At 68.6% G+C, this 11,884-nt stretch carries 8 protein-coding genes; 5 read left to right on the forward strand and 3 right to left on the reverse strand.

Going from position 1 to position 11,884, the window contains the following annotated elements:
• The 5 genes from AC27VN_RS18715 to AC27VN_RS18735 form a co-directional block, all read left to right on the forward strand.
• On the forward strand, positions 1 to 1,993 hold a 1,993-nt coding region (locus AC27VN_RS18715), incomplete at its 5' end, for a TonB-dependent siderophore receptor (protein ID WP_490877481.1).
• A 54-nt stretch (positions 1,994 to 2,047) separates the two neighbouring features.
• Complete coding sequence (locus AC27VN_RS18720) at positions 2,048 to 3,793, forward strand: dipeptidase (RefSeq protein ID WP_490877482.1); 1,746 nt, start codon at positions 2,048 to 2,050, stop codon at positions 3,791 to 3,793.
• A gap of 137 nt (positions 3,794 to 3,930) precedes the next feature.
• On the forward strand, positions 3,931 to 5,223 hold the full coding sequence (locus AC27VN_RS18725) for a hypothetical protein (RefSeq protein ID WP_490877483.1): 1,293 nt from the start codon (positions 3,931 to 3,933) through the stop codon (positions 5,221 to 5,223).
• Positions 5,213 to 7,216 (forward strand): hypothetical protein, encoded by a 2,004-nt coding sequence (locus AC27VN_RS18730; protein ID WP_490877484.1) that lies wholly within the window; start codon positions 5,213 to 5,215, stop codon positions 7,214 to 7,216. Before AC27VN_RS18725 ends, AC27VN_RS18730 begins: the two co-directional genes overlap by 11 nt.
• On the forward strand, positions 7,213 to 9,870 hold the full coding sequence (locus AC27VN_RS18735) for a helicase-related protein (RefSeq protein ID WP_490877485.1): 2,658 nt from the start codon (positions 7,213 to 7,215) through the stop codon (positions 9,868 to 9,870). Before AC27VN_RS18730 ends, AC27VN_RS18735 begins: the two co-directional genes overlap by 4 nt.
• On the opposite strand, the gene AC27VN_RS18740 is transcribed toward AC27VN_RS18735, so the two are convergent.
• The 3 genes from AC27VN_RS18740 to AC27VN_RS18750 all read right to left on the reverse strand — a co-directional run bounded on the left by AC27VN_RS18740 (position 9,818) and on the right by AC27VN_RS18750 (position 11,702).
• Positions 9,818 to 10,333 carry a MerR family DNA-binding protein gene (locus AC27VN_RS18740; RefSeq protein WP_490877486.1) on the reverse strand — a complete coding sequence of 172 codons (516 nt, stop codon included), beginning with the start codon at positions 10,331 to 10,333 and terminating at the stop codon, positions 9,818 to 9,820. The two genes, AC27VN_RS18735 and AC27VN_RS18740, sit on opposite strands and share 53 nt — an antisense overlap.
• 90 nt (positions 10,334 to 10,423) lie before the next feature.
• Entirely contained in the window at positions 10,424 to 10,738 is a 315-nt protein-coding gene (locus tag AC27VN_RS18745) for a chaperone modulator CbpM (protein ID WP_057595067.1), read from the reverse strand.
• Position 10,739: 1 nt separating this feature from the next.
• Complete coding sequence (locus AC27VN_RS18750; protein WP_490877487.1) at positions 10,740 to 11,702, reverse strand: DnaJ C-terminal domain-containing protein; 963 nt, start codon at positions 11,700 to 11,702, stop codon at positions 10,740 to 10,742.
• Positions 11,703 to 11,884: the final 182 nt, after the last annotated feature.

An 11,884-nucleotide genomic window follows, 5' to 3' on the forward strand; every position in this document is an offset into this window, starting at 1 on the left:
GAAGCGCAGCGCCACCGGCACCAAGACCGACACGCCGCTGATCGAGACGCCGCAGTCGATCTCGGTCGTCACGGCCGACCGCGTCGCGGCCATGGGCGCCGCGCGCCTGCCCGACGCGCTGGCCTACACGCCCGGCGTGAAGGCCTTCGACGGCTACGACAGCCGCTACGACTGGCTCTCGCTGCGCGGCTTCGACGCCTACTCACCGGGCTTCTACCTCGACGGCATGCAGATGCGCAACAACGCGGGCTACGCGGTCTGGCGCATGGAGAGCTACGGCGCCGAGCGCATCGAGGTGCTGCGCGGTCCTTCGTCGGTGCTCTATGGCCAGACCGGCCCCGGCGGCATGGTCAACGTCGTCAGCAAGCGGCCCACCGAGGAGCCGTTGCGCGAAGTGCAGGTGCAGGCCGGCAACCGCTCGCTCAAGCGCGTGGCGGCCGACTTCTCGGGGCCGCTCGATGCGCAGGGCCAGTGGCTCTACCGCATCACGGCGATGTCGCAGGACAGCCAGACCCAGGTCGACCGCGTGGGCGACCGGCGTCAGTTCCTCGCGCCTTCGCTGACCTGGCGGCCCTCGGGCGACACCTCGCTGACGGTGCTGGCCCACTACGCGAGCATCCGCGCCGGCAATGCCTACGGCTTCCTGCCCGTGACCGGCACGCTGCTGAGCACGCCCTACGGCCGCATCCCGAGCTCGACCTTCGTCGGCGAGCCTGGCTTCGACCGCTACAACCAGGACCAGTGGGACCTCGGCTACCTGTTCGAGCACCGCTTCGACGACACCTGGACCGTGCGGCAGAACGCGCGCTACGGCCGCATCAAGACCGACTACCGCCAGATCTACGCCAGCGGCTTCGCTGCCAACGATCCCGACAACCCCGCCGACCCGTCGAACTTCCACACCATCAACCGCTCGCTGTTCGCCAGCAGCCCCGAGCGCGGCAAGACCTTCACGCTCGACAACCAGGTGCAGGCCAAGCTTCGTTCGGGCGACTGGCAGCACACCGTGCTGCTGGGCCTGGACTACCAGCGCAGCGTGTTCGACCAGGTGATGTATTTCGGCGAGGCGCCGCAGCTCGAGGTCTTCGCGCCGGTCTACGGCCAGCCGTTCTCGATGCCCGCGCCGAACACCGACTCGCGGGTGCGGCTGTCCCAGACCGGCATCTACCTGCAGGACCAGATCAAGTGGAACGAGCGCTGGGTCGCCACGCTCGGCGGCCGCTACGACCGCGCGCGCGTCGACACCGACAACCACCTCGATGAGAGCACGACGCGCCAGTCCGACCACAAGTTCACCGGCCGCGCGGGACTGGTCTACCTGGCGCCCGGCGGCCTCGCGCCCTATGTCAGCTACTCGGAGTCGTTCTCGCCCTCGACCACCATCGATCCCGACACGCGCCAGCCCTTCAAGCCCGAGACCGGCAAGCAGTACGAAGTCGGCCTGCGCTACCAGCCCGTGGGCACGCGCGACAGCTACAGCGCGGCCGTGTTCGACCTGCGGCGGCAGAACATCGTGACCTTCGACCGCGACTTCGTGCCGCGCCAGACCGGCGAGGCGCGCGTGCGCGGGCTCGAACTCGAGGCGGCCTTCGAGCCGATGCCGCGCTTCAACGTCGTGCTGGCCTACAGCTGGACGCCGTCCGCCAAGGTCGTCAGCGACAGCAACCCCGACCGCATCGGCAAGCAGCTCGTTGGCACGCCGCGCAACCAGGTCTCGGCCTGGGCCGACTACCGCTTCGGCAACGGCGTGAAGGCCGGCCTGGGCGTGCGCTTCATGGGCTCGACGCACGGCGCCAACGGCACGGCGCCCGCGAAGATCCCGTCGTACACCGTGTTCGACGCGATGCTGGGCTACGACTTCGAGCACTGGGCGCTGGCGCTCAATGCGCGCAACCTCACCGACCGGATCTACCTCGGGCGCAACTGCGACGCCTACAGCTGCGGCTACGGCGAGCGGCGGTCGCTCGTGGCCACCGCCACCTACCGCTGGTAGCGCCGCGGGCTCGGCTATCGTCGGAGGATGTTCGCTCTTCGAGGGAGATCCTCCATGCCCCACCGTCTTTCGCTGCCCGTGCTTTCCATCGGCTGCGCCGTGCTCGCCCTCGGCGGCACGGCCTTCGCCGACACGCTCAAGAAGCCCGCCCTCGACCAGCTCGCCGCGCGCTGGCAGGCCGGCCAGACCGCGAAGGACTTCAATGCCTTCCTGGCCCAGGCCGTCGCCGCGAACCCGGCCCACAAGGAACTGGCCACCGCCGTGTCCGCGTATGGCCAGCGCCAGCCGCTCGCGGGCGATGCGCTGGTCGACATCGCGCGCCTGCTCGGCCTGTACAACCGGCTGCAGAACCAGCAGGCGGCGATCGCGAGCATCGGTGCCATGGTCGCGATCCCGACCGTGCGCAACGTGCAGGTGCCGCCGCACGAGAGCCCCGCGATCCTCGACTTCGGCCGGCTGGTCGAGACAATGGCGAAGGACTTCGGCCTGGCCTGGCGCAACGTCGACAACCGCATCTTCGAGGTCAGCCTCAAGGGCCGCGGCAGCGAGGAGTTCGGCATCCTCACGCATGCCGACGTGGTGCCCGCCGTGCTGTCCGAATGGGTGCTCGACGACGGCACGAAGCTCGATCCCTTCACCATGACCCGCGTGGGCGACTTGCTCTACGGCCGCGGCACCATCGACGACAAGGGCTCGATCGCCGCCGTGCTCTATGCGATGAAGGCGGTCAAGGACAGCGGCCTGCCGATCGAGCGCAGCATCCGCCTGATGATCGAGACCACCGAGGAGACCGGTGGCGACGCGATGCTCTACTACCGCAACAAGACTGCGCTGCCGGCCTACAACATCGTGCTCGACAGCAAGTATCCGGCGGTCGTGGCCGAGAAGGGCTCGGGCGCGCTCAAGGTGTTCTTCCCCGCGCAGCCCGCCGACCCCGCGGCCACCACCATCGTCGCGATGGCCGGGGCCGCCTCGGCCAATGCGATCGCGCAGACCGCCACCGCCACGCTCAAGGGCGGCGACCTCGCCGCGGCGGCCGCGACGCTCGAGGCCGCGAAGGCCGGCTTCCTGCGCAAGTACGAGGCCCAGGGCGGCAAGTTCGCCATCGACATCGCGCGCGGCGCCGACAGCATCGAGCTCAAGGTGACCGGCGTCTCGGCCCATGGCTCGCGGCCCGAGGAGGGCGTGAACCCGGTGCCGCGCCTCGCGCTGTTCCTCAAGGAATCGGGCCTCGCGCTCGCGCCCAACGGCTTTCGCCAGGCGGTCGACTACCTCGATGCGCTCTACGGCACCGGCTACCTCGGCGAGAAGCTGGGCCTGGGCTATGCCGACGACTTCATGGGCCCGCTGACCTTCTCGCCGAACCTGGTGCGCGCGGGCGCCGACGGCCGCGTCGAGGTCACGGTCAACGTGCGCATGCCGCGCGGCCGCACGCCCGACGAACTCAAGGCCCAGGTCACCGCGAAGGTGCAGGCCTGGGCCGATGCCGCGAAGGTCAGGCTCGAGATCCAGTACGACCAGGGCAACTGGATGGCGCGCGACCCCAAGGGCGCGTGGCTCTCGACGCTGCTGAACATCTACGGCGACACCACCGGGCTGGAGGCCAAGCCCGTGCCCACGGCCGGCAGCACCACCGCCAAGCTGATGCCCAACGCGATCAACTTCGGCCCCGCGATGCCCGGCAAGAAATACACCGCGCACAACGCCAAGGAATACAAGGAAGTGCCCGACCTCGACGCGGACATGCAGATGTTCACCGAGATGCTGGTGCGGATCGGCAATCTGCCGCGGATGCAGTGAGATTCCGGCAAGCATCGAGTTCGCCACGGCCTGGGCCATGCGTAACGCCCGACGGATAGACTGAAGCTCGCTCCCGCGCGAACGACCGGTGGAATGGAACGCGGGGAGCGCTCAACCAAAAAAAAAGAGGGGTATGAATGGGAGGAGTCTGGGGACTATTGGGGCCTGAGCAGCTTCCGATTTCTCGTCGCACCCGAAGCCTGGGGCTCGCTGCGACCATCCGACGGTTCAATGAGCTTGCCGTTCCCGGCATGGGCGGTGTCTGGTACGGCAAGCGCTTCCTGCTGGCGACCCTGGGCATCGTGGTGGCCGAGCGCGTGCGACTGCGCGGGGGCAAGGTGCAGAACATCGAGGTCGCGAATGCCGTCGAGGCATTGGCATGCTGCCTGGCTTTCAAGGGCCAGGGGTGGCAGCCCGATGCCCGCCTGCGAGGCCGCACCAAGCTGCAGGGACAGACCGCCGATCTTTCTTTCAGGAAGGTCGGGCGGCGCGGCTTCTACGTGAGCCAGCCGATGCGCATGGCGGCGGTACGGGCATTGCCCGCACTGGGATTCGCCGAGAACGGCGCCACACGCTTCAATGCCTTTCGTGCCTCGGACGAAGGAGAGGCATTCGTCGAAGATGCATGCCGGCCTTACTCGCCCTACAACCGGTCCGTGGTCGACCATCTCGTGAAGTGGGTGCGCGGAGAGGAAAACCGCACCGACACGGCCTCCTTGAGCGACGCGTTGTCTCCGTTGCTGGCGTTGCCGGGTTCCGCCTGCACGCAGATCCGGGCACGGCTCGAACTGGGTGGAAAGAACGAGGAGCCCGACAGTCGCCTGCGTCGACGCAGCGCATTGAACTGGGTCGCCAGTCTCGACGCCGACCCGACGACGGACTGGCGCAGGCCCGCCGAGATTTCGGACAACAGGCATTGGCACGACCTGCAGGCAGGCGCCGCGTTCTTTGCCGTTCGAGATGCGGCCATCTCGACGCTCGATGCCGTGGAGGGCGCCATGGGCCCCGAAGGACGGCCGACCGCCATCGATGACGCAGCGCGATGCACCGAGCATTCCATCGATGCGCTGCGGCGGGCCGCGAACGAATTCCTCGCGCTCGGGCATCGAGACGCGGAAGCCCTCGATTTCTCCCGCCTGTGCGCGGCCGACAGTCCGGCGCAGGTTCTCCGGGGCCTGGTCGAGCGCGACGGCAGGGTGCTTCGGCTGGCCGGCAGCGAGGTACGGCCGGCCGGCGCGGCATTTCGTGGCACGGCCGTCGAGGAATCCTCGCAGGCGGACGAAGACGACGATGGTCCGACGGGCGACGTTCGCGTTCCCGCCGGAATTTCCTATCGCGTGCGCAACCTGTACCTGCTGAACCTCGACATGCAAGGCCGTCTCGGCGAATGGCTTCAAAGGAATCGATCGGAGGCGGCGCATGAGCAGTGATCGTGGTCGTCTGAGCCTGCCTTCGCTGGCTCAGCATTTCGATGCGCCCGAAGGCTACGTTGGCCATTTCGGCTGGATCTGCGGGTATTCGGCCGATGCCCCGTTCCTGAACGACGCGGCCGAGCGGTTCACGGCGCTCACCAAGGACCAGCGCGCCAGCCAGGGTCAGGTCGCGCTGGCCCTGATCGTCGACCCTGGCCATCCGCCGATCGGCTTCATCGACGCGCCAGGCATCGCTCACCTGGCGATCCTGGAGGCGCGGAACAAGCCCTTTCGGCTGCTGCACGCCAAGGTCGCGCTGCTGGGCTATCGCCATCTGGAGCAGCGCGATCGCTGGCGTCTGCGATTGGTCGTCGCGACGGGAAACTGGACACGCCAGACGCTCGAGGACAGCCTCGATCTGGCGTGGCGCGTCGAGGTCGACAGCGATTCGTTGGCACAGCCCGCGGCCGACGATCGCCGGGCGTGCGCGGACATCGGTGCCGCCCAGGGGCTGCTGGGTGCCATCCGGGCGTGGTTCGACACCCGGCTGCTGGACGCATCGCCGTCGGGCTCCGAGCATGTCCAACTGCTCGATGCCTGGATGGCACGGTGCGCGGCGGCGGCAGCGGGCGAACCGCGGTTCTTCGACAACAGGCATGCCTCCTTGCTGAGCCAGCTGCCGACCAAGGTGAAGGCCGAAAGCGAATCCGGCGCCCGGAACTATCTGGCCATGGGCTCCGGTTTCTACGAATCGGGGACCCGCCCGTCGGAAGCGCCTTCGGTGCCCGTCGCGGCGATCCGCGCACTGAAGGAGGCCTCGTTGCTGACCCGGGCCGCGGAGGTGGATCTCTTCGTCAACCGGCTGGCGTGCCAGGCGGTGGCGTCCTCGGTGCAGGCCCTGGAAAACCAGGGCATGAAAGTGAGACCGGCTGCGGCCCCGTCATCGCTTTTCGGCGACAACAGCGCGCGTACGCTGCACGCCAAGTTCCTGTTCAGTGCGAAGTACGCCAACAACTCCCCCCGATGCAATGGCGCCTGGATCTATCTGGGCTCGGGCAATCTCACGGGGCCGGGGTTCGCGAACGCGATGAGCCCTTCATCGGGAAATCTCGAGGCCGGGGTCGTCTTCGCGCCCGGTCCTCTGTACTGGCATGCGGACCGGGGAATCGAGGCCCATCATGTCGTCGGCAATCTGCTGCCGATCCAGTGGACCGAGGCCTTCGATGGTTCCACGGTCCTGTCGGCCGGCGATCCCTTCGAACGGCCCGAGACCTTGCATACGGCGCCGCCGGTGGCCTGGCTCGCGTGGTGCGAGACAGGCGATGGCGGATCCCTTTCGCTGCCCGCCGAAGTGCTGGACCACGAACTCGCCTTCCAGGTGCTGACACCCGAAGGCATCCCGGGCGTCGTGAGCGGGGGCACCATCCCGTGGACGGGGCGCCGCCCTCGGGTCGTGCGCTGCAGGTGGAATGCCGATGGCACGCAGAAGGAAGCGGACATCCCCGTGATCGACGAGTTCGGACGCATTGCGGCAGCCAAGCTGATGCCTCTGGGGATCGACGAGGGCTGGTGGCAGTTGGCGGACTTTCCGCTGGTGCCGATCGAGGAGACCTCCAATGATGATCCCGATTCACAGGACGACCACCCGGCCGAACCGGGCGGGGAAGGCGGTCGCACGCTGGTGTCGAGCTATTCGATCCGCCAGATGATGGAGCTGGTCGAGAACATCGCCGAAAAGCAGACGGCCATTGACAGGCGCGATTGGGAGCCCTGGTGCCGACGGCTCGAACAGACGCTGGTTCGCATGAAGGACAGCGGACCGGTGGCCTATTTCCAGATGCAGCAGGCGCCGAAGTTGAATCCCTTGAGTCCTCTGCGGTGCGCTCCCTTTCGCCCGACCTTCGCCGAAACCGCGGAAACCTCCGAGGGGCGGCTCTACGAGGAGGCGCTCCGGCGCATCGAGCTCAGCTGGGGCGTGGACGAGATGGTGTCGATGGGGGAACTGCGATGAGCCGGTCATTTGCAGGCTGGGAGGCCGTCGGGCGGAATCTGCAGGAGATCGCCGCTGGTCACGCCATCGAACTCAACGCGGGGCAGCGTGCCAGCCTCGTTGCCATCGCCGAACGCCTGCCGGGCAACGGCGTGCTCATCGCGGACGAGGTCGGACTGGGCAAGACGCGCATCGCCGCGGCCGTCGCGCGTGGCGTGATCGACGCCGGAGGACGCGTCGCCATCATCGTTCCGCCGGTGCTGGGCTACCAGTGGCGCGAAGAACTGCAGCGCAAAGCGCACATCGAGAACACGCCCCTGATCATTCGAAGCCTGGACGCGTACCTGGATGCGTGGAAGCAAGGGGCCGGCGCAGAGGAACCCTGGGGAGATCACCCGGCGTTGCTGATCTCGCATGCCTTTTGCAACTGGTCGATCAAGGGCAATACCAAGACCAACTGGAAGTGGACGCTGCTGCCGGCCACCCTGATCTTGGCCCGGAAGCGGAGTTCGGTGAGGGGGCAGCGTCCGCGTGGCTACAAGGGCGATGGAAAGATGAACGACGCCCGCGTCGCAGCTGCGGCGGAGTGGATTCTCCAGAATTCGGACGAGGCCTTGCTCGATGCACTGGCCTTTCACCCTGAACTGAATCGCTGGGGTGCGGAGTCGCCGTTGTTTAAGCCCGGCAACTACCTCAAGCGCACGGTATTCAGGAGCGCGCTCGAACAGGTGGTGGGCCTCGGGCTCGGGCGCTTCGATCTCGTGATCGTCGACGAGGCGCACAAGAGCCGGGGCGAGGAAAGCAATCTCAACCGCCTGCTGGATTTCGTCGTGCAGCCCGGCGCCGATGCGAGGCGGCTTGCGATGACGGCAACGCCGATCGAACTGGACGCGAAGCAATGGACCTCGACGCTTCGGCGCCTGGGAACGGACCTGCCCCGCGCCCAGCGGTTGATCGATGCCTATGCGGCCGCGGTCAAGCAGGTGCGCGCCAGCCCCACCGATGCGGAAACGCGAGCCGCGTTCGGCGAGGCGGCCCAGAGCTTCAAGAGCACCTTCGGTTCGGTCCTGGTGCGTCGAGACAAGCGGGACGACCCCTGGGTCAGGCGCTTCGCCGAGCTGTCGGGCGAGAGCCACCATGCCTACAGGCGCGAGCGAGCCATCGCGATCGACGCGGCAAGCCTGCCGCCAGCGTGGCGGCAGGCGGTCTGTGCCGCCGAAGCCCTGTCGTTCGCGACGCGGGGCAGCGACGACGCGGTCGCCAAGCGCTTGCGATTGACGCTGGGCAATGGACATGGAATCGCCGCACTGATGGATCAACTGCTGCAGGATGCCGAGGAAGACAAGACGCAGGCCGAGGCGGATGGTGCGGGCCCGGTCGAAGCCGAAGACCCCGTGATTGCAGCACCCAGGAACAAGCGGGAGCAGCGTGCCGACTGGTGGAAGCAAAGGATGGCCGACGCGTTCCGCGAGGGGGCGACGCCGTCGAGCGATGCGGCCCTCTACGAGCATCCGGCCATCGCGGCGGCCGTCGAGGCGATCGAAGCCACCTGCGGACCTGCTGCCAACGAAAAGGTGCTGGTCTTCGGTCGATTCACGCGGCCGATGCGTTCGCTGGTCCGGCTGCTCAATGCCCGCGCGTTGCTGCGCAGCCTCGACAGCGGCGTGCTCTGGCCGCAGGAGAAGCTGGCCGATACCGAGCGGGCCGCCGTGCTCGCCGCGCTGCGCCAATCGGGCCGGCGCGATTCGCTGGATGACATCGACAGTCGACTGAAAACCCAATACGCGGCGCTGGAACAGCAGCGGGAAACGTTCAGGACCCATCTGGTGGCGTCGATCGCGCAGGGGTTCGGATCGATCGAGGTCGGACATCGGATCCGGTCGATCTACGAGGCGTTTGCAGAACGCGTGGAACACGAGGCCGGACGCGAGACCCCCCGTCATGCGGGTGTGCTGGCGCTGGTGGCGCGCGCGATCCAGGACCTCATGGGGCACGGCGATGCCGCCGTGGACGCGGGGCGTATCGCGGCAGCCTTCGTCGAGCTGGTCGACGCGGCCAGCGACCAGGAAGACCGCTCCGATGCGGAGGGCCAGGGCGGGCAGGCACAGGCAGTGCAACGATGGGAAGCGCTCGAAGAGCGGCTCAGGGGTGAGTTCAATCTGGCGGAGGGTGCTTTCGCGCGCCTGATGCACGGAGACACCCGGCCCCACACGCGCCGGATGCTCCAGCTCGCATTCAATCGCGAGCACAGCCACCCGAAGGTGCTCGTGGTCCAGTCGGTCGTGGGCCGCGAGGGGCTGAACCTTCACACCGCGTGCCGGACGGTCGTCCTGCTTCATCCGGAGTGGAATCCGGGTGTCGTGGAGCAGCAGATCGGCCGCGTGGACCGCATCGGGAGCCTGTGGCAATCGAAGTTCCAGGCATGGGAGAAGGCCGCCCCCGACCTGGCCGGCGACGGCCCGCCTCGCATCGAGATCCGGCCCGTGGTTTTCAAGGGAAGCTACGACGAGGAGAACTGGCGGGTGTTGCGCGAGCGCTGGGAGGAGCTGAGGGCACAGCTTCACGGCGTCGTGATCAACGAGCACGCGAGCGACGAGCTCATGCGACAGCTGGCGCGGGAGATCAATGCCCTGGCGCCGGATTTCTCTCCTGCGCCGGTCCGGCCCGCTCGTTGATCGAAGGGGCCGAGTCGCCCTGCCACTGCGCGGCAAAGCCCCGGAGCTCGATCAGCTCGTCGAGGATCGGACACGCCGGCCGGTGGTCGCCCAGGCACAGGTCCGCGAGCCGTTCGAGCACGCGCTTCGTCGCCTGCAGTTCCTCGATGCGCGAATCGAGCGCTTCGGCGCGGCACAGCGTGAGGCGCTTGACCTCGGCGCTCGTGCGTTCCTCGTCGCGCCACAGCGCCACCAGCCGTTCGATCTCGTCCATGGCGAAGCCCAGCGCCAGCGCACGGCGCGCGAAGCGCAGCACGGCGACGTGGGCGTGCGTGTAGCGGGGCTCGGCCGCGGCGATCAGGCCGCGCGCCTCGCACTGGCGCAGCAGCCGTTGCGAAACGCCGGCGCGCGCGAGCGCGGCCTCGAGGTCGAACCGCGGCGCGGTGTCGGCGTGGACGGGCGATGGAAGGGTGCGAGGGGTCATGCGGCCTCCTGTGGAAGAGGCCCGAAGTCTTCGGTCTCGCACGGTGTCAAGGTCAAGCCGCGGCGCGGCTTTTCCTTGCGGCGCGTGGGCCTATCGCAGGCCGTGCGCCTGCAGCACCGTCTTGAGCCTGCGCACCTCGTGCTGCAGGTCGAGGATCAGCGCCGCGGCATCGAGGCCGACACCGAAGTCGCGCTCGAGCCGCCGTGCCTCCAGCGCATGCTGCAGGTCGGCGCTCGAGAAGCGCCAGCGCTCGGGCTGCGCCTCCTCGGTCTCGATGCGCACGATGCCGACCTCGACCAGTTGCACGACCCAGGCGGTGTCGGCACCGCAGGCATGCGCGAGTTCGCTCGCGGCCAGCGGATGCAGCTGGCCGACGGCGGTGGTGGTGATGGAAACGGTCGCCATCTCAGACTCCCAGGTGCTGGCGTGGGTTGAACGAGGCCGAGGCCTTCGCGAGCGCCTCGTAGGCGTTGCGCGCGGCCTCGCTGTCGGCGGGCGGCAGCGCGATGTCGAGCAGCAGGTAGAGGTCGCCGGGCGTCTTGCCCGCGAGGCCGCGGCCCTTGAGGCGCAGCTTGAGGCCGCTCTTGGCCTGCTTCGGCACCGTGACCTCGACCGCGCCGCCGCCGGGCAGCGGCACCTCGACCTGCGCGCCGAGCGCGGCCTCGGTGGGCGTGACCGGCAGGGTCATGTAGAGGTCGCGCGCCTCGACGCGGTAGAGCTTGTGCGGCGCGATGCGCACCTCGAGGTAGAGATCGCCGGCCGGCTCGCCGCCATGGCCCGGCAGGCCCTGGCCCGCGAGGCGGATGAACTGGCCCGGATGCACGCCGGGCGGGATCTTCACGCTCAGGGTGCGCGTTTCCCAGCGCGGCTGGCCCTGCGCGTCGAGCACCTGCGAGCGCAAGCTGATCTCGCGCTCGGCGCCGCCGATGGCGTCTTCCAGCGTGATCTCGATCGCCGCATGGTGGTCCTCGCCGCGCGCGCGGAAGTTCTGCCGCGCGGCGCCGCGGCGCTCGGCCTCGCCGAACATCGAGGAGAAGAACTCGCTGAAGTCGGCATGGTCGGCCGGGCCCTGGCGCGGTCCGCGGTGGAACTCGAAGCCGGTGTCCCAGCCCGGCGGCGGCTGGAAGTCGCCGTCGGGGCGGCCGCCGCGCGCCACGCGGTCGGCCAGGGCGTCGTAGGCGGCGCGCTTCTCCTTGTCGCCGAGCACGTCCTTGGCTTCGTTGATGTCGCGCATGCGCTGCTCGGCGTCGGGCTCCTTGCTGACGTCGGGGTGGTACTTGCGCGCGAGCTTGCGGTAGGCCTTGCGCACCTCGTCGTCCGACGCGGTGCGCTCGATGCCCAGGGCGCTGTAGTAGTCCTTGAATTCCATGGTCTTGGTGTGGGGTGTGGGGACGGCTCGCGCGCGGCGCTCGGAGAACCCTAGGCCAGCGCGGCGTCGCCGTCGGCATGCCGCAGCAGCGGCGTCACGGCCCATGTGGGGCCGCTGCGGTCGAAACGCAATGGCTGCGCGTTGCCCAGCAGCCCCAGGTCGACCGGCACGCCCAGCAGCGC

It is taken from the genome of Variovorax sp. 20P10.2.4, assembly GCF_058244205.1.